At 49.4% G+C, this 24569-nt stretch carries 29 protein-coding genes; 7 read left to right on the top strand and 22 right to left on the bottom strand.

Annotated elements, in window-relative coordinates:
• Positions 1–9: 9 nt before the first annotated feature.
• The 16 genes from E6W40_RS00430 to E6W40_RS00360 all read right to left on the bottom strand — a co-directional run bounded on the left by E6W40_RS00430 (position 10) and on the right by E6W40_RS00360 (position 12735).
• On the bottom strand, positions 10–306 hold the full coding sequence (locus E6W40_RS00430) for a hemolysin XhlA family protein (RefSeq protein WP_246072765.1): 297 nt from the start codon (positions 304–306) through the stop codon (positions 10–12).
• A gap of 286 nt (positions 307–592) precedes the next feature.
• Positions 593–2272: a pyocin knob domain-containing protein gene (locus tag E6W40_RS00425; RefSeq protein ID WP_136603673.1), complete on the bottom strand. Its 1680-nt coding sequence runs from the start codon at positions 2270–2272 to the stop codon at positions 593–595.
• Positions 2273–2274: 2 nt separating this feature from the next.
• A complete protein-coding gene (locus tag E6W40_RS00420; RefSeq protein WP_246072763.1) occupies positions 2275–2841 on the bottom strand; it encodes a YmfQ family protein in 567 nt (188 codons plus the stop codon).
• Positions 2834–3988 carry a baseplate J/gp47 family protein gene (locus E6W40_RS00415; protein WP_136603672.1) on the bottom strand — a complete coding sequence of 385 codons (1155 nt, stop codon included), beginning with the start codon at positions 3986–3988 and terminating at the stop codon, positions 2834–2836. The genes E6W40_RS00420 and E6W40_RS00415 overlap by 8 nt, the downstream gene beginning before the upstream one ends.
• On the bottom strand, positions 3988–4443 hold the full coding sequence (locus E6W40_RS00410; protein ID WP_136603671.1) for a DUF2634 domain-containing protein: 456 nt from the start codon (positions 4441–4443) through the stop codon (positions 3988–3990). The genes E6W40_RS00415 and E6W40_RS00410 overlap by 1 nt, the downstream gene beginning before the upstream one ends.
• Complete coding sequence (locus tag E6W40_RS00405) at positions 4436–4837, bottom strand: hypothetical protein (protein WP_136603670.1); 402 nt, start codon at positions 4835–4837, stop codon at positions 4436–4438. Before E6W40_RS00405 ends, E6W40_RS00410 begins: the two co-directional genes overlap by 8 nt.
• A complete protein-coding gene (locus E6W40_RS00400) occupies positions 4830–5807 on the bottom strand; it encodes an XkdQ/YqbQ family protein (protein ID WP_136603669.1) in 978 nt (325 codons plus the stop codon). The genes E6W40_RS00405 and E6W40_RS00400 overlap by 8 nt, the downstream gene beginning before the upstream one ends.
• Positions 5804–6457, bottom strand: coding sequence for a LysM peptidoglycan-binding domain-containing protein (locus E6W40_RS00395; RefSeq protein ID WP_136603668.1), 654 nt, complete (start codon positions 6455–6457; stop codon positions 5804–5806). The genes E6W40_RS00400 and E6W40_RS00395 overlap by 4 nt, the downstream gene beginning before the upstream one ends.
• Before the next feature lie 64 nt (positions 6458–6521).
• Positions 6522–8159, bottom strand: a complete 1638-nt coding sequence (locus E6W40_RS00390; RefSeq protein WP_136603667.1) for a tape measure protein — start codon at positions 8157–8159, stop codon at positions 6522–6524.
• Positions 8160–8183: 24 nt separating this feature from the next.
• Entirely contained in the window at positions 8184–8312 is a 129-nt protein-coding gene (locus E6W40_RS30220) for a hypothetical protein (protein WP_280531354.1), read from the bottom strand.
• 23 nt (positions 8313–8335) lie between these two features.
• On the bottom strand, positions 8336–8770 hold the full coding sequence (locus E6W40_RS00385; RefSeq protein WP_136603666.1) for a phage tail assembly chaperone: 435 nt from the start codon (positions 8768–8770) through the stop codon (positions 8336–8338).
• Between the two features lie 36 nt (positions 8771–8806).
• Positions 8807–9214, bottom strand: a complete 408-nt coding sequence (locus tag E6W40_RS00380; RefSeq protein WP_136603665.1) for a phage tail tube protein — start codon at positions 9212–9214, stop codon at positions 8807–8809.
• Between the two features lie 61 nt (positions 9215–9275).
• Positions 9276–10742 (bottom strand): phage tail sheath family protein, encoded by a 1467-nt coding sequence (locus E6W40_RS00375; protein ID WP_136603664.1) that lies wholly within the window; start codon positions 10740–10742, stop codon positions 9276–9278.
• 2 nt (positions 10743–10744) lie between these two features.
• Positions 10745–10954, bottom strand: coding sequence for a YqzN/YkzM domain-containing protein (locus tag E6W40_RS00370; RefSeq protein ID WP_136603663.1), 210 nt, complete (start codon positions 10952–10954; stop codon positions 10745–10747).
• A gap of 10 nt (positions 10955–10964) precedes the next feature.
• Positions 10965–11804: a hypothetical protein gene (locus E6W40_RS00365; RefSeq protein ID WP_136603662.1), complete on the bottom strand. Its 840-nt coding sequence runs from the start codon at positions 11802–11804 to the stop codon at positions 10965–10967.
• 463 nt (positions 11805–12267) lie between these two features.
• Positions 12268–12735, bottom strand: coding sequence for an ArpU family phage packaging/lysis transcriptional regulator (locus E6W40_RS00360; RefSeq protein WP_136603661.1), 468 nt, complete (start codon positions 12733–12735; stop codon positions 12268–12270).
• Between the two features lie 257 nt (positions 12736–12992).
• Here E6W40_RS00360 and E6W40_RS00355 point away from each other — a divergent pair, with 257 nt between their 5' ends.
• The 3 genes from E6W40_RS00355 to E6W40_RS00345 all read left to right on the top strand — a co-directional run bounded on the left by E6W40_RS00355 (position 12993) and on the right by E6W40_RS00345 (position 15841).
• Positions 12993–13442: a transcriptional regulator gene (locus E6W40_RS00355; protein ID WP_136603660.1), complete on the top strand. Its 450-nt coding sequence runs from the start codon at positions 12993–12995 to the stop codon at positions 13440–13442.
• Between the two features lie 52 nt (positions 13443–13494).
• On the top strand, positions 13495–13908 hold the full coding sequence (locus E6W40_RS00350) for an ImmA/IrrE family metallo-endopeptidase (protein WP_211146951.1): 414 nt from the start codon (positions 13495–13497) through the stop codon (positions 13906–13908).
• 103 nt (positions 13909–14011) lie between these two features.
• The gene (locus E6W40_RS00345) at positions 14012–15841 is read left to right on the top strand and encodes a 5'-nucleotidase C-terminal domain-containing protein (protein ID WP_136603658.1); all 1830 of its coding nucleotides are present in this window, start codon (positions 14012–14014) and stop codon (positions 15839–15841) included.
• Between the two features lie 85 nt (positions 15842–15926).
• Here the strand turns inward: E6W40_RS00345 and E6W40_RS00340 are convergent, their stop codons facing one another.
• Positions 15927–17081 (bottom strand): transglutaminase domain-containing protein, encoded by a 1155-nt coding sequence (locus E6W40_RS00340; RefSeq protein WP_136603657.1) that lies wholly within the window; start codon positions 17079–17081, stop codon positions 15927–15929.
• Between the two features lie 42 nt (positions 17082–17123).
• Positions 17124–17579 (bottom strand): hypothetical protein, encoded by a 456-nt coding sequence (locus E6W40_RS00335; RefSeq protein ID WP_136603656.1) that lies wholly within the window; start codon positions 17577–17579, stop codon positions 17124–17126.
• Between the two features lie 227 nt (positions 17580–17806).
• On the opposite strand from E6W40_RS00335, the gene E6W40_RS00330 reads away from it, so the two are divergent.
• Positions 17807–18976, top strand: coding sequence for an MFS transporter (locus E6W40_RS00330; RefSeq protein WP_136603655.1), 1170 nt, complete (start codon positions 17807–17809; stop codon positions 18974–18976).
• Positions 18977–19422: 446 nt separating this feature from the next.
• A complete protein-coding gene (locus E6W40_RS00325) occupies positions 19423–19773 on the top strand; it encodes a toprim domain-containing protein (protein ID WP_136603654.1) in 351 nt (116 codons plus the stop codon).
• An 83-nt stretch (positions 19774–19856) separates the two neighbouring features.
• Here the strand turns inward: E6W40_RS00325 and E6W40_RS00320 are convergent, their stop codons facing one another.
• Entirely contained in the window at positions 19857–20468 is a 612-nt protein-coding gene (locus E6W40_RS00320; protein WP_136603653.1) for an SCO family protein, read from the bottom strand.
• Between the two features lie 152 nt (positions 20469–20620).
• Positions 20621–21556 carry a heme o synthase gene (cyoE, locus tag E6W40_RS00315; protein ID WP_136603652.1) on the bottom strand — a complete coding sequence of 312 codons (936 nt, stop codon included), beginning with the start codon at positions 21554–21556 and terminating at the stop codon, positions 20621–20623.
• A gap of 306 nt (positions 21557–21862) precedes the next feature.
• On the opposite strand from cyoE, the gene E6W40_RS00310 reads away from it, so the two are divergent.
• Entirely contained in the window at positions 21863–22846 is a 984-nt protein-coding gene (locus E6W40_RS00310; RefSeq protein ID WP_136603651.1) for a metal-dependent hydrolase, read from the top strand.
• A 174-nt stretch (positions 22847–23020) separates the two neighbouring features.
• On the opposite strand, the gene E6W40_RS00305 is transcribed toward E6W40_RS00310, so the two are convergent.
• Positions 23021–23233: an alpha/beta-type small acid-soluble spore protein gene (locus tag E6W40_RS00305; protein WP_136603650.1), complete on the bottom strand. Its 213-nt coding sequence runs from the start codon at positions 23231–23233 to the stop codon at positions 23021–23023.
• A gap of 118 nt (positions 23234–23351) precedes the next feature.
• On the opposite strand from E6W40_RS00305, the gene E6W40_RS00300 reads away from it, so the two are divergent.
• Positions 23352–23537: a hypothetical protein gene (locus E6W40_RS00300; protein ID WP_136603649.1), complete on the top strand. Its 186-nt coding sequence runs from the start codon at positions 23352–23354 to the stop codon at positions 23535–23537.
• A gap of 2 nt (positions 23538–23539) precedes the next feature.
• Here the strand turns inward: E6W40_RS00300 and trpS are convergent, their stop codons facing one another.
• Entirely contained in the window at positions 23540–24529 is a 990-nt protein-coding gene (trpS, locus tag E6W40_RS00295) for a tryptophan--tRNA ligase (RefSeq protein WP_136603648.1), read from the bottom strand.
• Between the last annotated feature and the right edge of the window lie 40 nt (positions 24530–24569).

Genomic DNA, 24569 nt, shown 5'->3' with positions numbered 1-24569 from the left:
TCCTTTTTGTTATTGTCCTGATAGCTTGATTGCAGTCACGATAGCAGTCATAAAAATAGTAATCGTCGTACCGCTAAGGGTCCGCCACAGCCACTTTTGTCCCTCTTCGATTTTGTCCAAGCGATCCAACGCAGCCTCTGCTTTCTGCAGAGCCGCTTTTGAGGTGTCCCGGGCGAATTCCACATTCGTTGCCAAGGCAGGGACTGACTGCAGTGTTTGTTCAATCCGGGCTAATTGAATTTGAATATCGACAAGCAGTTTCGATTCCGTATCTGCCATTGCATTCACCCTTTCAATATCAGTCATGGGTAACCTCCTTTCGGACCTGAGATTAAAAGCCCTCGAAGGAAGTCGAGGGCATAAATATAGCGCTCCATTTTCGGAACACTTGCTAAGCTACTGTGCTATCTACGACTTCTTTGAGATTAAATAGTACTAGAACCTGTTCGAGTTTATATGCATTTATCATCACTAAACTCCACCCAAACATTCAGCAGCCCACTGTCCTTTGTATACAAGTCATGATTGTCACTTCCTTTCTTTAAGCACCCACATCAGCTATCGTCACCTGATTTAAGCCAAATTATTGAAATTAATTCCTTATAACTAATTTATTGATAATGATACCTGAATAAGTTAGGAGCAATGATATAGCGTTTTGGTTAAACCCTATTTGGTATTCAGCCGACGGGTAGATAGTAGACCCATTGGGGTTTATTGGGTAACTGCCGCTATCAATTCGGGGCATACTTGTTGTACTTTCTATTCTGTATTTGTAAAACTCGCCCGACGTTATCAACACTAATAGTTCATCACCAATCAAGGTCATTGCCCATATGATTCCGGGAACACTGATTAGTGGTGTGTGCGAAGAAGCGATATTTGATGTGTTTAGCGCATAAATGGTACTACTCACTGCACAAAGAATTCGGTTGAATTTATCTTTAACAAACCCAAACAAGCCTGTGACAGGTACCGTCGCTACCGTGTAAAACGAATTAGTTGACAAATTAAATTTTAGGAGCTGATCGCGGAATTTAGCATAGTAATATGTGCCATCATTAGCTACTCTGTAAACAGGGTCACCGTCAGAGAAAGCAGTTACCATTGATACAAAATTCAGTGTGCTCAAATTAAAGAAGCTAAAAGTTACAGCGAATGGGGACCCTCCAGTTCTGCCAGGTACAGCGATGTAATACCCGTCAATAGTCTTGAATGGCATCCCATAAGTAGCCCTGCCATAAGAGCCGCTGTTGATGCCTCCAGCTCGTATGGTAGTAAGAGTGAATGGGTTAACCTCCACTAGGAATGTGGTATTACTGGGGGCGTTACTTGAATAACCTACTGCGATTATTATCAGTCTGCCATCAATTACCGCAGCGCCCCCGATTGGGTAACTTTCTATTCTGGTTGCGCTTGCCACTATCCAGCCATCGCTTCTGTATACTCGAATGAGGCTACTTCTTCCGTATGGGTCAGAGGTAACGCTTACAGAGTAATCGTAACTCCCATCATTAAAAACAAAAGTTTGCGTGAGATCAGCAACGGCTTCCTGATACGCTGCAATATAATTCTTGTTAAATACTTTGGATACTTCAATAATCCTGCCTTTGTTTCCTACCGCAGGGATAATCGTATTCCAGCTATCATTTACGGACACATTCCCTCCAGAGGCGTTGATCGTGTCCACGACCCGTTTTTTTACATCAACGCCAGATTGAAAAACATCTTGCGACCACGTGCCCCAGGTTCCGTTGACGCATATACGCATATAAAGAGATGGCGTTGTGCTGTTTAGCTCAGATGCGGTCTGTACAACATACCCTTCAGCCATGGCTTCCACTCTGACATGATACCAACTACCCGTTTGCTTAAAAGGTGCGTTTGTTAAGTTTTCGCCGGAGTAAAAGCCAACAGTAACAACCGTATTTAGATCCTTATTCGATATGTTAATAGATACCCCTAAATCGTGTGTGAGCTTTGCCTTCTGCCATGGTTTCTCATCCACGTAGGATTTAGCTTTCTCTTCGGCCGCCTTCACCGCCCTCTCCGTAGCCGCCACATCTTCCCTCTCACCGTCCGTCGCATTCGACAGCTGCACGATCCCTTTCTGCGTCGTGCTCGCATCCGGTACATTGACCTTAATCCCCCCCACAGCCTCATCGATCTTATCCCAGTTGTCATTCAGCATCGTTTTAATATTAAAAGTCTCGTTCCCATCTGTTGCCGGGTCTTTCTTCAACAGCCCCAGATTCGGTGTATTGCTCGCCATACTCAAGCACCTCCTGCAAATTTGTTTAATGGTATTTGTTCCATTTGAGCCAACGTCAAAACCCCATGAATTTCGCGAATCAACAGATAGTTAAAGGCATACTTCACCGCCAAGTGGGCTGGTTTGATTTCTTCCAAAGCCGCTTTCAAGTCTTCGAGATTCAGTGGAATGCCGACGGTATCGATAAATTTGACCGTAAAGCCCCATTCTTCCGGCTGAAACGATACTTCAACCTTTCCACCGTCATAGGCTTCGGCCACGTTTTTGACGAGAGCCCCGGAGAATTGGCCCGCTCCGCGCAGCTTGGATTCCACCACGGCGCGCCTTTGCTCCAAAGGCTTTGCCGGATCAGTGGGAATACCCAATTCGAACTCCCAGCGGCCCAGCCCCCAAGTAGCTGTTCGAACATAAAACTGCGCGGCTGCCCCTTCCAGTGCCTGATACAGCAAATCCATCTCCCTGCCCTTGGCATCCAAGTCCGAGTGCATTACCCGAGAGTTCTCGTAGTACGCTGGCAGATAATAAAACAGCTCGCGTCCCCGCAAGCTGCTCCATTCGTTTTTATTCACTTACGCTCACCATCCCCAGTACCGCCACCTCGCCAGACCCGATTTCAATATTCTGCTGAGCTGTGTTCCCGTTAATGGTCAGATCCGAATAATCCACGATGATCGGAATGTCGAGGAGTACGGCGGCAATCCGCGTATAGCGCACCAAGGGATCTTTGCGGTTAAAGGCAATTTGCTGCAAATAAATCTGAATCCCCTCGGCGATAAGCTTCCGGATCTCCTCCAGGGTCGACGGCTTTTCCTGCGTCCGCTGGACTTTGACGGTGATATCGATCGCAACCTCCTCCGCAGGCATCGCGGTCACCACGGGGCCTGCAGGTGCCAGCCCTTCGCCCTGCCCGTCCCGGGTCGGATCGATATGCTGCTGCACGACTTCCACAATTTCTGCGCTTGCCGCGCGCTTGTCTGTATCCAAAAGGTACAGTGCAACCGTGCCTGGCCCCTTCCACAAAGGGACCACTTCAACGCCGCCAACACCGGCGATTTCATTCGCCCACTGCATATACTGTGCCTTGTTTCCACTTGTCCCTTGGCTGCGAACCTTCGCGTAGAAACGTTCCAACAGCGACTGATCCGTCTCGGTATCCGCTCCGCTTCTTGTCGGTTCGGGATTCGTAACAGATGTAATACCGCTTACCGACGAAAACATCACCTGTATCACGCCTGCGGGTACGTTGCTGTTTTTCCCGGGCGTAACTGCCCGTATGGCTGCCGATGCTGCACCATTCTCGTCCAAAATAACCGCTTTCGTAGTGACGAATTCCACCGCGAGCTCACCAGATACGTCATCCGCCGGGGTAGAAACAAAAGTTCCTAAAGGCACCTTCGTTCCTGGTTTTCCTGCAAATACTACACGCCCTGATGAAGCTACCGCTTCACGTCTTGTAATGCCATGCTCTGCTGTCCGCAAATCCAGTTCAGCCGAGCGGAAATTGTCAGTATCGCTGGCCGCCGTGCTGGCAAACCCACGTCTCAGCAGCTCTTGCGCCCAAATCGCTGCCTCAGACAGCATAAACGCGACCGGAGCCTGTGCATCCCAAATAAAAGAACCTTCAGATTTATCGATATCCGAAGGCACCTTATCCAGCATGCGGTTTAATATTTCTTCTTCCGTTTGTTCCTGCAAATATTGCGGCATGTCTGCCATTAGATCACCACGCTTTCGATTGTTTCCATTTCATCATGGATGTTCGTAATGCGGCAGCTGAAGCGGCATGCCTCTCCTTCCCAGTCAAAGGCAAACTGGTCCACGCTTTGCGTCCTAGCATCCGCGAGCAACGTTTCGGTAACCATGCGCCGAATTTCGCTTTCCTGAAGCGCCCGGCTGCTGCTGCCGATCAGACCCTCCAGCTCACTGCCGTAATCCCGGGAATAGATCACATAGCGGTACCGCGGTGTACGGATGGCCTTTTCGCACCAAATGACCCAAGCCTCCTTATCACCTGCCACCGTCATTTTGCGTGTCGGCGACATGATAAATTCGCCAGCCTCAAAATCAAAGCGCCAGCTTCGCCCGAAAACTGCCCCGCTCTTCTCAAATGCTTCCGGTTCTGTCACGTCCGTCCACAGCATATCTCCCGTTTCAGGAAATAGATTAGCCATGTCCGCCCACCACCTTACTGACAATGACCACATCGTTGCCTCCGTTTACCCGAACGGCAAGTACCCGGTCACCCGGTTTTAAGGCAAGCTTGAGACTGACATCTTCCACTTCATTTTTGTCAAAATAAAAAGAGGTGTTCATCTGCTTATTGTCCCAATTCGGCTGCTCAGTCTGGACGGTCGTCCCTGTCACCATATATCGGGGCACCGTAAACAATCCCGGCAGCTCTGCGACCATATAATCCTGAAGCTCATGCTTGAAATCATCCAGTTTGAGGCCAGTCCCTGTAATCGTGCCCATCACAGCGCCCGTGCCTCCGAATGCCTGTTTTGCATGCTTACCGACAGAAGAGTATAGTGCGGATGCCAGCTGTCCGTAAGGATCTTTATTCAAGGTAAAACCTCCTTTTCACGTCATCATAGGTACCAAGCTCGAGCGACATGCTTCCCGGCTCCCCCAATTCCCGGCTGACCGAAATCACCAGCAGCTTCATCCCGCCCAGGATAACGGCATCTCCCGCCCGTACCGTATTGATATCCGGTGCATTCAGGGATATGGTCTGCGAAATCCCGCGCAGCTTGCTATTCGCCAGTTCTTTTGCGGCTGCATTCGACTTTACTTCATCATCCTGGATAATCGCTTGGAGCTGCCCGTATTTATCGATGTCCTTTTCCACGATCGCCATCACTTTAGCTGGAACCTCTTGCCCGCTCTCGCTGGCGGTCGTTGCGAGCACCTTCACTTTGGTTGCGGCTCCTTCTAACGTGCGGGATTGCGTCGTATCCGTTACATGTTCGAGAATATATATTTCTTTGTTCGTTCCAAGCTCATACAATTCCAGCCCGGACGAGATCATACGGGGATGATATAGCTTACCGCCAGCCTTTGCGGTTTCTCTCAGATCAGCAAACATGCTTGCATAGATGGACTGTGTCCGGTAAACCGAACGCCCCAGATCTTTGCCCGTATCCGGCAGTTTGGCGATTTTCAAGTTCCAATCGGATGCATACTTTTTAAAGCGCTGCGTCGCCGTCTGTTTGGCCGGGAACAAATATTCTTCCTCGGATTTATCCAGATAAATCGTCCGGTCATAAACCGTCAGCGTCATCCGCTTGTTTCCGTTATTTGAGCTTTCTACCTCCCACACCACGCCCGGATTCAGGAGCGGAACATAGTCTTTTTTCCCGTAGGGTACGCCGCTGATCCGGATGGCCATGCCTGGACTTATCACCGGCATATCCGGCGTCACTACCAGGTTAACAGTACCTTGATAAGCAACCTGTTCGAGTGAATCGCGGAGATTGATCGCCTCAACCAAGGGAGACAGATCATACTTATCCTGCAAAATCACTTTATAGCTCATGGCAGCACTAGCTTCTGCCCGGGTTTAATAGCACTTGGATTACTGCCGATAATCTTTTTGTTCAATTGATATATTTTCTGCCACTCTGAGCTGTTCCCGAGCTCCAGCTTGGCTATTTTAGATAGCGAATCACCCGATTTGACTATATAGCTCTTGTTCTTTTGCTTCATATCCACACGTGGTTTCTTATTAACCGCTGTCGCAGATTGGCCGCTACTGCCGGCCGCCGTTTTGGCTGCCTTCATTTCCCTCCAGGTCCGAAGCGTAATGTCAAAATAGACATCTCCCGGTTCGCCGCCGCGAAAAGTCGACTGATGAGAGGATACAAATACGGGAACATTCACGGCCGTCTCCGTGATGATAAATCGCAGAGGTGCTTTTAATGACAAAAATTCATTCAGTGTGTTCATGGCGGTTTGCGGGTCCGGTAAATCCTGCTCGCTTCCTTGGCAGAAGGATTCATCGAACTCTTTTGGAAAAAAAGAAGCGAAGGAAATTCCCTTCACTTTATCTCCCTGAGGGAAATCGAATTCCCCATACGACAGGATCGTTGTCGTATCGAAGCCCTTCTGCCGCGAGATCGATACCTCTTCCGGGTTTACCGGAAAAGTGAACTTCTCCCCCTTGCCGTTAATTAGAATAAATTCCATCGATCTACCTTCCTCCTTTCAAGTAGGGCATCCACAAATCATTCATGATGTTTACGGAATATGCTTAGAGGGCGTAAGCCCTTGCCGCAGGCTTTTGATTTTGCGTTGCCTTTTGGAATTCGGCTCTGAGCCGCTGACCAATTTGCTGAATCAAGCCCTCAATGTCAATTGGGTGTTCCTCGTGAACCGTCACCTGCACTGCTCCCGGCGGTAGGTTATAGTTCACCGTCGTTTCTGTTTTAAAATCCTGCAATAAGCCCGAAAAAGTGCTCATCTGCTCAGGGCTGATCTGGACCAGCTGTGGGATGGTTTTGCTGGCAGAAGTGACCGGGGCTGCTGCTGATTGCAGACGGGGACCAATTAAGCCGTCCGTAGCAGCTGCGCTGGCTCCAATAGGGTAAACAGGAACTGGCGGCCCAAAGGAACCACGTGATCCGCTGTGCGTCGGTTGACTGATGATCTCATTCGGTTTTTGGGAGATGTCTGCTTTAGGTTTGTCCTTTTTACCGGAGAAGGTTTTAGAGAACCAACCGTTCACCGAAGAAAAGGTCTCTTTGATCTTAGGAGCATAATCTGCAACCATCCCTCCTACTTTTCCACCAACAAAATCCCCTACCGCTCCCCCAACAACAGAACCGATTGCGGTGCCTACTACAGGAATAGGTATTAAAGATCCTACGGCTCCGCCTAATACAGAACCTATGGCACCTCCGGCGGCCGAGCCTATGGCTTGAGCGCGTTCTTTGCCTGGCTTGGCCTTTACTATATTAAAGGCATCGACAGCATAACCCAACGGACCGAGAAGTTTTTTTCCTCCGCCTTTTAGTAACTTACTGGCGATTCCCGAACCGCTTCCAGCTACCTCGCTTACGGAATGGGTAATGGCACTTGAGGTGCTTGACCCTCCTCCCGAGAAAAGGCCCATGACGGAGTCGGCGACCCCGGTGCCTCCTTCAAGGGTTTCGGTTACAGAAGAAGCAAGATCTACGATTCTCCCTTTGTTGTTCCATATTTTTTTCGCGGTACTCGCAGCCTTCTCTCGTGACGTTCTTCCGCTAATTGGATCCTGTTCTCCCCAATCTTCCTTCAAGTTCCCCCAGTTTTCTTTAACGTCTTTAGCTCCTTTTACCGTCGCGGTTGCGTTTTTGGCAAAAGTCACTCCTGATTTAAACTTTTCCCAAAACGACTTTGGCTGGTTTTTTTCTTCTTCTTTTGGTCCCGAGCCGCCAATTTTAATTGAGTTTAAAGCATTGGCTAAATTAGCAAGATAACCTGCGTTTATAATTAATAGGCGGGAATTGATCATCGATGCTACCGAGTTTGCATTCACGGCCTGGACCATCGGGGTAAAATCCGGAAAGATCAACACTGCCTGCGGCATTGATGGAGCCTTCATCGCGTGCTTCTTTCCGTTGGGCTGTTCTTGTCTGGACTGTTCCTGCCTTACCTCCACCCTCACCGCCCCCGAAGCATTAATAATCTGCGATTTCACCCGATTGATCTTACCGAGAATTCCATCCAGCCCTTTCGAAGCCCGATCCTTCAGCATAATTTCAGGTGCCATGCGGGTTCTTCCGATTCGCATCACACGCCCCTGAATGCGCTCGAAGTAGCGCTCCATAGCGCGCAGCTCCCGGTTGGCCTTGATGACGTTTTTCGGGTCGATGACCAGGTTCATGCGGTAATTCAACGTTTCAGCCATTTGTGATTCACCTCCTTCGATTCATTAATTTTTGGCCGCCATGCGGTCCAGCTCGTCCTCTGTAAAAGCCAGCAGCAGCAGACGTTCACCACGTGGCAGCCTCCAAAAATCTCCGGGACGAAGGTGATGCCGCACCCACAGATGATACAGCATCGTCGTCATTCCCCCGGAGTTGATTAGTTTTTTAAGTCTTCGATCTCAACACCAAAACCGGACAGCTCCAGCACCTTGTCCCCAACGGCGTCCAGTTCTCCCGCAAGCAGCATGCGGCGCACCGCCTGCTCCCCGCCGGACAGCTTCATCCGGCTCGTAATACGCGGGTCACCCCAGCCGCTCAAGGACAAGCCTTTCACTTCGAGCTTGCCGGTCGCTTCCGCAATCAGCAGCGCATTAAACGTCTCGCTGTCCACCTTCTCATCCACCGAACCCTTTACCGTCCGGCGGATCATGCAGCGTTCGCGGATGCTGTCCACTTTGCTGGACGTCAGTCCATGCAGCACAATCTGCATATCCAGACGCTTGATGCGGACGGTTTCCTCCGGCAGCTTCTCGGCGGCCTCAAACAGGCTGTCCAATATTTGTTCCTCTGTCATATGTTCATGCAAGCTCATACATCATTTCTCCTTTATGATGAAATTTAACAATGCTTAGTCTCCGACAATCGGATCTACCAGCTCATAGCCCTCAAAGGTAAACGTGGTCTCCTCCTGCACCTCTTCACCGGCTGTCCAGTTGGCGAGCTGGATTTTGTCCGGCATGCAGCGGATGAGGCGCACGCGTTCGTGGCCAAAAGATTCCGGGTCATCCAGCTTGGAAATGATATCGAATTTGGTGAAGCCGCGCTGAATCATATCGGAGGTCACCTTGTAGCCGCTCATCGTCCCAGTGCCTTTTTTAATGCCGTTTTTGTGCACCTTCCAGTCGTTGCCGACCAGGTTCAGCTCTCTCTTTTCCAATTCCACGCTGGCCTCCAGCTTGTTAATATGCGTCTGCCACACCCCATCGATATAGGCCTGGCCATATGTCCCTAAAATCACTCTTGAAGCATCCAACATTGTTAGTTCCTCCTTATAATTTGAAAGATATTAAATAGATGAATGATTAAACAGCTAAGCATTACTGCACGTAAAAGGTTCCGAACAATTGCTCCATCACGTCGGTCAACTTCACGTTCCACTGCAGGAAAACCTGATCCGGCTCCAGTTTATTCACCGCACTGTCACCATAGTAGGCAGGGTCAAGAATCACGTCATAGCCGTTTGATTCGATGACACCACTGAGCGACAGCTGAGCCAAATATTCCTTCACTGCGCCAATCAACGCCAGGCGACCTTCCTCGGTGTTATTCACCTTGCCAATATATGTCTGTTCCGCAGCACGCTGAAGATCGGCGTTGATCGCATCCATGACACGGATGGTGCGGATTTTCTTCCAAGCATTGTTCTGGCCTTCTGCAGGGCTGACCAAGCTGTTAATGCCGCGCAGCGCCTTGACTTGACGTCCATCGAAAAAGAGCAGGAATACGCCGTTTTTCACTGCTTCTTCCTGTTCAGAGCGGGCCCAGCGGCGGGTCACATCGTCAAAAGGCGTTACCGTATACGTTGCCGATTGATTCAGGCGCTGACCCGCAATCAGACCGGCCACATAAGCAGCCGCCTGTGCAGAGCTGTAATCTGTTCCGGCAAGACGCACGCCTGTTCCGACGTTGATGATGCCTTCATGATTCAAGGCCAGCGAGCGGGCTGATACCAGCTTCACCGCATCCTTGGATACATCATCGGAAGCCGATCCGCCGAAGACGGCCGTCACGCCTCTTCCTTCACGGCGAAGCCGTTTAACCCAAGCCGCGAAGCTTTGCAAAAGCGCCATATCAGCGGCATAATCCAGTGCCAGCACATCAAATTCCTGACCTTCCGCCGCTTCCTGCATGGCGATATAATCAGCATTGGTCAGCTTTCCGCTGCCGCTTGAACCACCCGAAAGTGCAGCACCGCTGACATCGGCCGGAATGCCGCCTTGGCCAAGCACCTTGGCCGTAATCCACACATTGCTGCTGTCCTGATTGATTTGCTCCGCGATGGAAGCCGCCGTACCGTCCGTTCCCTTGTAGGTGCCCAGCAGCTTGGTGCCTTCATATAGTCGAAGCTCACGCGCATCCGGTTCTCCGAGCGATGGCTGTACCGTGACGGCAAGGCCGTTGCCGCGGCTGCCCGGATATTTGGCCTGAAGCTGCAAGACTTCTGCAGGAGAAGCATCCGCATTTTGAAGTGTAATGCTTGCCGCAGCAGCGGTATCATCCGCCAAGCGGTACGCCAACAGCTTTTTCGGTCCGCCAAGAAGGGCGAGATAGAGTGTCGGATACGCAGTTGCTCCATCAAGGGTATCTGTGGAAAAAACTTGCGCAATCGCCGTCTCGCTGCTGATCTCCACAAACTCGCGTACAGGACCCCAATTGGCTTTGACCGGCACAACCACCGTGCCGCGCATGCCTCCTTGAATGGCGGATGCTGCCGCCGCTTTGAAATTCATATACAGCCCCGGCAATACCGGTTTATTCGTGTTTTCCCATGTTCCGCCTGCCATAATTAATCCACCTTCGCTTTCATGAATTGTTCGATTTTTTCCTTGGTCTCGGATACAGTGAACAGCTCGCCTTCCGAGTCATAAAAGGCGCCCGCCATCACTTCCGGTTTGACATCAAACAGATCCTTGGAATGGGCAATCAGCTCCGTGAGCTTATAGCGGGGAGCGCTGTTTCCTTCGGTTTCGTTTTTAATCGTTTTCTTCACAGCCATGTAGGCCACCTCACTTCAAAATGGGATGAATTTCGACGCTGCGGATCAGCGCCGCTTCTTCTGCTGGACGCATCTGCCGCTGCACCAGCGTCAGCCGCAGCTGGCCGTCCAGAAAGGAATCCGCCTGCAAGTCGGCCGACACTTCCGCCACCGACATGTACCTTCGTTGATCGGCATTGATGGGCAGCTGCACCTTCGAACCTAATCCTTCAATCAAGGACACGGCCGTCAGCTGCTCGCTAGCTGCATCCGGTGCGGTAATATGACCGCTGTAATGTTTGCGAACTTCATATAAGGAAGCTCCCGCCATCTTCGTCTCGCATCCGGTCATCCGCCACATCATGGCGAAGTCAGCGGGACCGGATGGCCATGCCGTATAATAGACCGACCATGGCTTACCCAGCAGGCCGCCAGTCCAATCGGTCAATGCTTGCAGCCATTCGTCTGGACCAGCCACAGCATCGCCTGCACCTGCCTCCGGGTTATACACACCAAAGCGCAGCGTACGGCATGCCTTTCCGGTGGCAGGTTCCAGCCTTTCGGCTTCCCTAGCCCCCAGGTAATGCAGCCTAAAAGGAGAATCATCTACGTTCTTCACACGCTTGTGATGCAGACCGCTGATTAGCGCAGCTGCCCAGGTATCCGCCTGATCCAGACCGGCATCACCCGCGTACAGCTTGAGCCGGATCACTTGCCGGTATCCCGCCCAGGAAGATTTCCATATTTCTTCGCCGAAGGCGATCACACCATAGGGCTCCTCGCCCCCTTCGACCGGAGGCTGCACATCGTACAGCCGGTCCTTCAGTATAGGAACAATGCCGATTATCGCTTGCTTGACCGCCGCTCTCATGCTGCAGCCAGCCGAACCTTTTCCCCCTTGGCCCTAAATCCTGCTTCTGCGTTACTAAAGTCTGTTCTCTTTCTCAATACGGCCCCTCCTTCCCGTCGTCATATGCACCGGAAATGCGTTCAAAAGACAATCACCGCATATAAAAACCGGCCCTGATGGCCGGCTCGCATTTGACTGTTTTTGTCTTCGGATTGTCCTCTTGTCTTCATTTCCGATGCTATAATCTTACACCCCTGAATGGGATGCGCTGACGGTGAAACGGATGGATTAAAGAGCATCGGCGGATGAAAATAGTACGAATGTATGTTCGTATTTTAAGGGTGTTGTTTTATTACGATATAAGGATGTGAAGTCCTCGACGTTTACCTTTCTTGAAATTAAAAAACCGGCGACCTTCTCAGGCCCCCGGCTGCTCTTTAGCGTTCTCTCTTCATATCATTATGATCATCGAACAGGCAGCTTCTCATCCCAGCCTCCCCTTCTGCAGATCCCCCAGCTTCAACAATCCTCTGTCCGCAAATGCCAGCGCCATTTTATAAAAAGCCTTGGTCCGGACCTTCGTATACGTGTCCTTACTGACCGGCGGATCCAGAATATAGTTGTAGATCTTATAGTCGAATACATCGTCCTGCTTCAGATAACGTTCGCGGATGATCAGCTGTTCCCGTTCTCCAAGCCGCTCCACTATCGACTCAATTATCTCGCAGTACGCTCTTCTTGCCGCGGGCACGTCCACATTATGAACGGCAATCTGAGCGGTCTGATCCGAGGTCACGTTCGTCGGGCCATGAAAGCGTTCCGTATAAGAAGCCGTCATGCTTGCCTCCCTCGCCTCAAAGGTGATGGTTTTATAAATACGGTATTTTTCAAGCAAAGCCTCGACGGCGGTTTGCGTTTTGCGGCGGTCCAGTTCCGGCAGTCCCTTTTCCATAGGTATGCACTCCTTCTTATTAAATAATTGAATTTACTTCTGGTGTGTTCGTATTTTTGTTCGTATAATAATGTTAACATACCACTTTTTGGTTAATGACGTAAAACAGCAAATTTGAACCTTTTCAGAGGATAAAGACAAGATTATCTCCTCTTTTATGCCTTTTGGTATAAAATACACATCTTTTCTTTACCTTTTGGTAACACAAGGGTATAGTTACGAAGAAAGTGCAGGCTTTATATCGAAGGAGTGGGCATATGGTGGAGAACGAATTTGGAATGATGATGAAGCAGCTGCGAGAGCAGCAAGGTTTAACGATCAATCAATTGGCGGAAGCAGCCGGCATCAGCAATTCGCAAATATCCAGAATGGAGAACGGTGTGCGCGGCATACCCAAAGCCACTACCATCCGCAAACTGGCCGATGCGTTGGATGCTTCATATGGAGAGCTGATGAGTGCGGCGGGCTATCTGGAAGAGGCAGACGGCATGAACGCGGCGGAACAATCACCTGCGTGGGCCACCTACAAGGACAAGCGTGATTTTAAAAAAATGCTGGAAGAAGACGGCGAGCTGATGTTTGACGGGATTCCTCTCGATCAGGAGGATAAGCAGCGGATCAAGGATGTACTAACCGGATTGTTTTGGGAGGCCAAACAAATGAATAAGAGGAAGAAAAACCATAACGGAACTCCGGATGGGAAATAGCTCACCCCAAGCTGGCGACTTTCGACTACAACCGACAAAGCAGGTGAACACTGTGGATGACATCATTCGAAAGTTAACCCGCAAACACAAAACCAGCTGTCCCTTTGAGCTTGCAAGCGCGCTTGGCATACATATCCGCTACACTGATCTTGGCACATCAACCAAGGGGCTGTACTACCGCAAGCTGCGAAGACGGTTTATTGTGATACACAACCAGCTTTCTCCCGAATGGCAGCGATTCGTATGTGCGCATGAGCTCGGACACGACAGGCTGCATAAGGGCATCAACCGTTTTTTTCTGGAAGAGCACTCCTATTTTTCACCTGGTAAGCTCGAACGGCAGGCCAATCGTTTCGCCATTCTGCTGTTGACGGCGGGAACAACTTTTCAACAGGAAGAGACTGTGCAGGATTATTGCAGGCGTAATGGCATCCCGCAGGAAATGCATACTTTTTTTCAACCATAGGACAATAAATGATTCGTTAGTCTTATTACACCTTTCCAATAGTCTATTAAAATATAATAGAAGGAAATATTATCTATTTACTATAGGGAGGTCATGAAGTTACATGGTCAAAAGTAAATGGTTCACTTCTATTCTGCTGAGCACCGGGCTATTGGTCGGTTCGATCGGAACAGCTGCGGCGGCGGATGGAACCTCAGGCGGAACGGCGCCAGCTGCTCCAAGCGGCAAGCATATTACCATCCTGCACACGAATGACATGCATGCGGGCGCAGTCGCTTCTTCACCAGAAATGGGTTTCGCTAAGGTTACGGGGATATTCAATCAATACCGCAGTCAAAATCCGGATACGCTTACGCTGGATGCGGGTGATGCCCTTCACGGTACGCCATTTGCCACACTGGTCCGCGGTGAGAGCATCGTAAAGGTCATGAATGAAATGGGCTACGATGCCATGGTTCCTGGCAACCATGAATTCAACTACGGCTGGAACCGTCTGGTCGAGCTGTCCCAGATGCTGAAGTTCCCTATGCTAAGCTCCAATGTAAAAAAATCGGATGGATCTGATCTTTTTAAACCTTATATCATTAAAGAAGTGGACGGCGTGAAAATCGGTATTATTGGCTTCAGCACACCGGAAACCGCTTATAAAACCAGTCCGAAAAACGTGGAAGGACTCAAGTTCGCCGATCCAGCGGTCGAAGCCAAGAAAATGGTGGATGAGCTGAAAGGGAAAGCGGACGTCATCGTTGCAGTCGGTCATTTGGGCGAAGACAAGTCCAGCATCGATACCAGCCTGAAGCTGGTAAAAGAAGTACCCGGCATTGATGTCTTCATCGACGGCCACAGCCATACCGTACTCGAACACGGTTTGAATGCCGACAACAACACGCTGATTGCCAGCGCCGGTGAATACACCAAATATGTCGGCGTCGTGGATCTGTGGGTAAACGGCGGCAAAGTCGTGAAGAAGGAAGCAAAGCTGGTCGACGAAAAACAGGCTGCAGACATCAAGCCTGATGAAAAAGTCGCCTCTCTCGTGGCTTCCATCCAAAAGGAACAAGAGCCGATCCTGAAGGAAAAAGTCGGTGAAACACCAGTCAAGCTTGAAGGCTCCCGTGAAAAGGCACGCACCAGCGAAACGAACCTCGGCGATCTCTTAGCCGATGCGATGCGCGATGTGAGCAAATCCGATGTTGGCTTGACCAACGGCGGCGGTATCCGCGCTTCCATTGAAGCCGGTACCATTACCAAAGGGGATATCGTAACCGTCCTGCCTTTCGGCAACCAGATCGTACAGCTTAAAGTAACCGGCGAAGATATCGTGGCCGCTCTGGAAAACGGCGTATCCGACTATCCGGAATCCAAAGGCGGCTTCCCGCAGGTATCCGGTGTCAGCTTCAAAATTGATAAGTCCAAGCCAAAGGGAAGCCGCGTGCATTCCGTCATGGTCGGCGACAAAGCGATTGACCTGAAAGCAACATACACACTGGCTACCAACGACTTCATGTCCATTGGCGGCGACGAATACACCATGTTCAACAAATATCCGCAAGCCGGTATGTACGGCGCGCTGGATGAAGCGTTGATCTCTTATATTCAAAAAGGCGGCAATGTGCCAGCTGAGCCGCAAGGACGTATCACCGAAGGTGCAGCGTCTGCAGCTCCTGCTCCACAACCTGAGCCAACCAAGCCGGAAACTCCGGCTCCAGCACCAGAACCGGAAAAGCCGACAGCACCCGTAGTGAAGCCGCAGCCTGAGCCGGCAAAACCGACACCGGTTCCTGCAGCAAGCGTGTATGTAGTGAAAAAAGGGGACTCCCTTTACTCCATTTCCCTGAAATACGGAACGACCTGGAGAGTCCTGCAAAACCTGAATCATATTAAAAATGCCAGCCTGATCTATCCAGGACAAACCATCAAACTGCCAGCTTAAACAAACGGCTGTGCAATAATAAAGGAGCTGTACCCATGCCAGCTAAGGCATGCGGTACAGCTCCTTTTCTTTTCAATACCCAGGTTTATGTGAGGACACCGTCCCGAATATGCGTCGCCGCAAAATTCGGTGGATTGAACCAGTTGCCGCTTTGGGCCCAGGTTGGATCCAGCGGAATCCATTTTTTATTCTCACTCAGGTACACTTCATTCCAGGCATGCGGTCCGTAGCCGCCTTGTCCGTTGTATCCCTGCCCGGTAACCACCCGAACCTGCAGTCCTTGCGAACGGGCCATAACCGCATACAGACGGGCATAGTCAATGCAGACCCCTTTTTTCGTATCAAACGTATTCTGCGGATCCTGCTCATGCCAAATTCCCTTTTGCTCATAGTCATCGACCTTGCCGTAATCGTATTGCACTCTTGAGCCTACCCAATCATACAAGCGCCGAGCCTTTTCCTCATCCGTCTTCGCTCCTTTGACGATATCGGCGGCGGCCGCATCAATATCATCCGGAATCGCATGATCGATGACTTCGTATTTGCGCTGCATAATGCCGCTGAGTTCTTTTTCCACGGCCTTCGTGAATACCGGCAGCTTATCCTTCACCAAATGTCCGGATAATGGCTCAATGACCCGCTGCGCCCCCTCCTGATAAATCGGAGATGCTTCGACATAACGGGTAAAATCAGAACTCGGATACAGTGATACATACACAAACAGCAGCGCCACGACAACAATACAGCGTCCTGCACCGATCAAGAGGCCGATGAGCGCCCCTGACATGCGGCTAAAAATCGATGAGGACTGCCTTGTCCCCGGCGCGAACAGAGCGCCCTTCCCACCAAAAACGAGTACCGTAAGCCAGCGCATAAGCAGGCGTATCATGCTATAGCTCAATATAAACAGCACAGCAAACCGCAGCAGCGGAAAATCAGCCATGGAAGACATGAACGTATAGTAAATCTGTTCCCAGGCTTTCAGGTTACGGTTCGGCATGGAGCTCGTGTACTGCGTCAGCCATTCCTGTACTTTAGGCGATATCCATAGCGTAAAAGGCACGGACAGCACCAGGGCCACCACAATAAAAACTCCCTCCCTGAGCAGGGAGAGGAGTCTTCCGGCCGAACGCGATGCTCCACGGCGCCAGCCTTGAAACAGCGAAACGAGCATAATCAGCAGCAGAAAAATCGAGATGATATTGAATTCCTGCAGACTCTTCATCCATGATTGCAGCATAAGATGACCTCCCTCCAGGTTGCGGCATGGAAAAAGCCTGCTCTACTTACCAGAGGTAACATTTGAGTTATTCTTGGATTCAGCGATAAACGACTGGACGTTGTCGCTGATTTTCCACTGCCCGAGCGATACGCCCCGGAGTGACACATCCACCTTGTCCTTGCCCTTCTGGCCTGTCATCTCCAGATTAGGCGTCGTAATCGTAAAGTTCCCGGCCGCATCCGATGTATATTTCGCTTCTTTGGCTTCCTTCATCATGACATTTGTCGCTTCACTTTTCAGGTTATCCACGGCCTCCGTCTTCACATCGTTCACAACGTCCTTAATTTTCTCCAGTGAAACCCCGCTGTAAACTACCACGGCCACGATGATGACAATGACCAGAGCCCATTTCACCATTGTTTTTACTAGATTCAGGACCACAAACAGCACAATGAGAGCAATAACGATCACCAGCCAGTTTTGCTGCAAAAAATCGGACCAAACCTGCGTATTCATTCACTTACCACTCCCATCAGCCAAAGCTTGTTATCAGACTCTCAATCTATCGAGCATGAGGTCCGCCTTATAGATTATACATGATTACCTTATAGGCTGTCAGCCTGCACTGGTGTGGTCCTCACTCTTCTGAAGTACAGCCATATTGAAAAATAGGGTCTATTCCCCCAAGTACAAGCGTACATGTAGATCATAACTTGTCTTTTGCACAGAAAGGAGCCGCTCACGTGAAAACCGCAATTTGGCTGTACATGTTTTTGTTTCTGGCTTTCTTTGATCTTCATGCCCAATATCCCATCTTAACTCCTTTTGCAGTGTCACTCGGGGCTGCGCCTGTCTTTATCGGCTGGATGATGGGCATTTACGCCCTCACGCATCTGCCGGGTAATTTGATCGCCGGAACCGTCATCGACAGGCATGGCAGCCGCCGTTATATTATTTTCAGCCTCGTTTCAGCCGGAATCGTGCTGCTGCTGCAATCTCAGGTTCATTATCCATGGCAGCTGCTCGTGCTGCGCTCTATCAGCGGTTTTGTCCTGGCCTTTCTCTCCCCCGCCTGCCTGACACTGCTGGCTTCGCTGTCCTCCGACAAAGTGACCCAGGGCAAATTCATGTCAGGACATGGCGTTGTACATACGCTTGCCTCCGTCGTATCACCTGCAGCGGGCGCATTTATCGTTGCCAAAGCCGGATATTCAGCTACCTTCCAAAGCCTGGGATGGCTGCTGATCGCCACCGGACTTATGGCCATATTCAGTGTGCCCGGAGCTGCCCGTAAAGCGGCTCACTCTGCTGCTGAAGCACCTGAAGCGGCGGTTAACCCCACCTCAACAAAAGTCCAAGTACCTTGGCGCATATATATTCTGCCTTTCGTCATTTCATGTTCACAGGGAATACTATTCTTTGAGCTGCCATTACGCTCCACCGGCATGGAGGGAATCAAATCAACCGGCATTCTGTTTTCCATTATGAGTATCGGTGCATTACTCACGCTGAGCATGCTTTTTGTTAACCGTTACTCCCCTTACAAAAGAGTGCTCAGTGGAATCCTGCTGCTCGCAGTTTGCTTCTATAGTCTCGCCGCACTTCAATCCATCCCTTTGACTGCAGCGCTATTCGTTCTCGGGATGGCGAAGGGCGTTATTTTCCCGGCGATGGCCTCATTGTTTATTCAGCTGAGTGGAGGCATTAAACTGGGCAGGGTCTTCTCGCTGCAGTCCATAGCCATGTCCATAGGTTCCTTTATCGGGCCCATCGCAGCCGGGCAGCTGCGCGACTTTGTCTCTCCTTACTTTATTGCCTTTGTACTGCTGATGACAGGACTTATGCTGCTCCCAATCAGCCGCAAGCCGGGCTCCCTGCTGTATCCCAATGTCAATCAAACTCCAGCATCATAGGTTAATACCTAAATCTCCCTCCCTAGGCCTCTGCACAATACTTATGACCTCTACCCACATAAGATACATTGTGTTATGCGACCAGAAAAGAGAGTGGGGTGATAGGTATGGGTCATATAGGTCACTGTGGCTGCGGTCCTGTAGCACCAGTTGCTCCTGTAGCTCCAGTAGTTTCGCCAGTCATGGGAGGATGTAATAACGTTGGAGTTATCCTGGTGCTCTTTATATTGTTGGTAATTATTCTGCGCGCCTTCTGGTGCTAGTCTAATCGATTCTTCAAAGACGGTCTGCCTCCACCCGGACAGATCGTCTTGTTTTTTTTGCATGGCTTGCCGGAAAAGAGCTACACTAAGGGAGAACCGGGGACGAAAGTCATTGTCCTTTCAACATTTCCCGGGGAATTTCGATAGGAGCTTGTCGGCTCCTGTACCCGAGGTGAGATCGTCATGTCCATATTTATTATTGTCGAGGGAAAAAATGACCGCAGCAAGCTCCGCCGGCTGCTTCAAGATGAAATCCGGATTTTATGTACTTTTGGCACGCTCAATTCCATCAAGCTGGAGTCACTGCGCAAAGAAATCAAAGATGAAGAAGTATATTTATTTATGGATAATGACAGCTCCGGTAAAAGAATCCGCGGCGTGCTTCGCGATGCCTTTCCTGATGCGGGTCATATATACACCCGGAGAGGGTATCCCGGGGTTGAAGGTACACCCGTCGAATATCTGGTTGCCCAGCTTGAAAAGGCGGGACTGGAAGAATATATCCTCTATCCCGATCCTCCCTTCTATTCCTGATGGAAAAGCAAATGAAAAAGCGCCCTTGATGTAAGCCTTAACTGGCAAATCAAGCGGCGCTTCCTATGTTATAGCTATATATATTACTGCTTGGCTAGGTCTTCAACATCCTTGGCAAGCGATTCTGCGGTGACATTGTCGGTGTCATTCGCGTTATACAGCTTACGGACATTATTGTCACGGTCAACCAAAGCAATGACATTCGAATGAGCAAAGTTATCTTTGTTGTCGCCCATAATTCCAATTTTAAATGATTTTTCGGCAATATCCCTGATTTTTTTGTCATCGCCTCTCAAGAAATACCAACCGTTATAATCCACGTAAAATTTATCGGCGAACTCTTTAATCTTCTCCCGTGTATCCACCTTCGGATCGAAGGAGATGGAGACAAATTCTGCATCCTTGGCAAAAGTACCGTCTTTAATGAGCTGCTTTTGCGTCTGGGAGAGCAGGAAAGTCGTTACCGGGCATACATCTGGACAACTGGTATAAAAGAAGTAAAAGAGCCTTACTTTCCCCTTGGTATCATCACGCGTTATAGTCTTGCCATCTACATTCTCCAATGAAAAATCTTCAACTTGACCTATCACAGGCAGCTTGGATTTGCCAATCCCTGAGCTGGTATAGATTAGGTAACCTGCCATAATGATAATGACAGCAAGCAAAATCCATGTCCATTTATAACGTTTCAACATTTAGATAACTCTTCCTCTCCCACATTCTACGAGCATCATTACAGTATTAAAATAACCCTAATTGCAAGATCAGGTAGAAGCTATTTGGCAAACTTCTACCTGATCTCTAGAAAAAATCCCATGCCTCCATGGGATTTGTCCGTTATCTATTTTTAATGCACGGTGTTAAGGATCATTACGATAAGGCTTAGGGTCAAGTAGTTAATCGAGAAGATAAACAGCTTCTTAGCCCATGCATCATCATCTTTTGCAGTGAAGCCCTTAAAACCAAGGAAAAGCCAGAAGAGCGACAGCAGCGTTCCGATGATCATAAAGTAAATACCCGTATAACCGAACACATACATCAAAATCGGAATAGGGAGCAGCAGCACCAGATACGGAATAATCTGAATTTTAGTGCGCTTAATTCCTTTCACAACAGGCAGAAGCGGGTAACCGGCTGCTCTGTACTCTTCCACACGGCGAATGCCCAATGCCCAGAAATGCGGCGGCTGCCACAGAAACAACCAAGCGAATAAAAGAATGGCTCCCATATCGACGTTATGGGTCACAGCCACATAACCGATCAATGGTGGCATAGCTCCGGAGATCGCACCAACCGAGGTACTCCATGTCGAAGTGCGTTTGAGCCACATGGTGTACACAATCGCATAAACGAACATCCCGACCATACCGAAGATACCGGCAAGAACACCTGAGAAGATAAACAGGTCAGCCAGTCCAAGTGCACCGAGTATAAAGGCATACCAGAGTACTATGGAAGGCTTCAAGCGTCCGGATGGAAGTGTACGGTTGCGTGTGCGCTCCATCTTCGTATCGAGTTCACGATCAAAATAATTGTTATATACACAGGCAGAAGCCATGACAAGCACGGTTCCCAGCAGCGTCAAGATCATTTTGCCAAACTGAATGTCCCATTGAGACGCGACCCAATAGCCTGCAAAAACAGCAATTAAATTAGAACGGATAATCCCGGGTTTCGTAAGTGTTATGAAATCTTTCCATGTTGCCGACGAATCCGGGGGTGTTTGTTTGATGGAAAGCGTTGCGGAATCCGAAGGAGCCTGGTAACTTAAATGATTGTCCACGCCTTAAGAATCCTCCTTATTCTGTCATTGTGGAGGAAAGATGCCTCCGCTATAAAGTTTATCATATCAAAAGTTAAAAGTGTTTGACAATCCTCTCCAAAATCATTCACCATTTTGACAATTTGGTGACACATTTTAGTATGGTCAATCCCTTATATATTCATCCAAAAGTGGGTAGTAACTATAATAAGGAAAACATGCACTGCAAAATTTGCAAAATTCTCACATGAATTCCCCGCAGGAGCAGGAATTGCATTTCCGGATTTGTTACAATAATAACAAGAACAACATGAAGGAGACATGGTAATGGATACAGCCACACATTTTGTGATGGGACTTAGTCTGGCCGGTCTCGCCTACGTTGATCCAGCGGTAGCTGCAAGCCCAGCGCTTGCCACTGCTGTACTTCTGGGTACGGTCATCGGTTCTCAGGCCCCTGATTTCGACGGGCTATTGCGCTTCAAGAGCAATGCCCTGTATGTAAAGAATCACCGGGGCATCACGCACTCGCTTCCGTTTCTTGTCATCTGGACCGCGCTTATCAGCAGTATTCTAGCGTTGTTGTTCAGTACAGTGCCAGCAGGACACATTATCCTCTGGACAGGAGTCGCCGTATGCGTCCATGTATTCAGCGATTTGTTCAATACGTATGGAACCCAGGCTGTACGGCCATTTTCTGAACGATGGATATCCTGGAACATTATTCACATTTTTGATCCGTTTATCTTTACGACCCATGCTGCTGCCGTTCTCTTATGGAGCACCGGAGCAGCCAAACCGGCCCCGTTATTTTTGGGTCTGTATATCCTGACCGCTATCTACTATGTCTGGCGCACCGTCGTCCATTCATTCAAGACAGCAGAGGTCAAGCGACTTGATCCTACCCGCCAAGGGGGAGAACGTTACTATGTCATACCCACCGTATCCTTTCATAAATGGCATGTCGTCAAAGCTCTGACCGACGGAAGCTATGAGATTGGTGTTATGAACGGTAACGAGCTGGAATGGCGTAAGCATGCATGCAGCGAGCAGCACCCCGCTGTTGAGCATTCCAAGCAGCATCCGGATGTGCAGGCATTTCTCTATTTTACATCATTCGCTGTTGCGGAGGTTGAGAATCTGCCCTGGGGCTATGTCGTTCGCTGGGCGGATGTGCGCTACCGCCACCGGAAACAATATCCGTTTGTAGCCGTGCTGGTGATGGATAAACAATATCAACCCATTAATACGTATGTCGGATGGCTTAGCGCCAAGAAAATGGACAAAAGACTGTCCATTAATTCAGGCTAAAACCTTCATATTAAAATAAGAAGGCTGTTTCCAATTCGGAAACAGCCTTTTCTATGTTTTCCTCCAATTCAAACTTGACGAAAATTGCCCGGTAGGAGAGAATCACCCTAGAGACTCATTTTTACACAAGAAAGCCCGAAGCGCTTTGCGCTCCGGGCTGGCGAATTTATCAGATTATTGACGACCGGACATGGATTGTTCAGCCAATTGAACGAGACGCTTGGTAATATATCCTCCAAGAGAACCAGTTTCACGGGAAGTCATATTGCCGTAATATCCGTCTTGAGGAATTTGAACACCCAGTTCTTGAGCAGCTTCCATTTTCATTTGTTGCAAAGCTGTCTTTGCTTGCGGTACTACCAGATTGTTAGAACCAGATTGAGCCATGTTAAGATCTCCCTTCAATTCTGCGTGTGTGTTAGTAACAAGCTTGCAAGCTTAGTATGGCTCGGTAGCTGAGAGTTATACAGAAAAGAATTCATATCTTGTCTGGAGGTTTTTTACAATGAGTAAAGGATTGTCCCTATGGTTCGCATGCTCGTCCATCCTTCTTCTGGCAGCAGCCGCCATCGCCATGAGCTATAACGGCTGGATTGCAGTTCTTCTTGGCGTGATCGCCATTGGTAATATTGGCTGGGGCTTCGTAATCAAGGCCAAGAAAAACCGTTTAAATGGGCCGGAACCCGAATAATCTTACTTTTTGGGAAGCAGGAAGCCCATCCGTTCCTTGACATCCGTTACGGTGCGTGATGCGGTTTCCATCGCTTTATCGGCGCCTTTTGCAAGAATATCGTACAGCTGCCCGGACTCCCGGATTTCAAAATATCTCTTCTGCAAAGGTTCCAGCACACTGACAACCACTTCAGCCAAGTTTTTCTTAAAGCCGCCGTACATTTGTCCTTCATACTGATTCTGGATCTCTGTCATAGACATGCCCGAACACTCGGAGTAAATACTCATCAGATTGCTGATTTCTGGTTTTTCAGCAGGATCGTAGCGTACCTCTTTTCCAGAATCCGTTGTGGCACGGCTGATTTTTTTGCGAATCTCATCCGGTGTGTCAAGCAAAGTGATATGACTGCCCGGATTCGGGTTGCTTTTACTCATTTTTTTGGACGCATCATCAAGTGACATAATCCGCGCACCCACTTCAGGGATATACGGCTCAGGAAGCGTAAAATACTCACCGAAGCGGTGGTTAAAACGTCCTGCCAGGTCGCGGGCAAGCTCAAGATGCTGCTTTTGATCCTCACCGACAGGTACGAGATCCGCATTGTATACCAGGATATCTGCTGCCATCAGTGATGGATATACAAACAAGCCTGCACCGACGGAATCTTTTCCTGCAGTTTTATCTTTAAACTGTGTCATGCGTTCTAGTTCACCCATGGAGGTCAGGGTCGTCAAGATCCAGCCAAGCTCCGCATGCGGCGGCACATGGGACTGCATGTATACATTTGCCTTATCAGGGTCGATCCCGGCTGCGATGAACAAGGCTGCTACAGCCTCAGACTGCTCTCTCAGAGCCTTAGGCTCCTGTGCTACCGTAATGGCATGCAAATCCACGACCATAAAATTGCAGGCATAATCATTTTGCAGCTTCACAAAATTTTTCATGGCTCCAATATAGTTTCCCAGCGTCAGCTTACCGCTCGGCTGGATTCCGGAAAGTACTGTTTTCATGAAAACCCCTCCATTAATTCGTTTAAATATACAAAAAGGC

The organism is Paenibacillus dokdonensis, assembly GCF_004916975.1.
GTDB lineage: Bacteria > Bacillota > Bacilli > Paenibacillales > Paenibacillaceae > Paenibacillus_AQ > Paenibacillus_AQ dokdonensis.
Note: the sequence above shows the minus strand (reverse complement) of the source record. Positions and strands in the feature narration are given on the sequence as shown.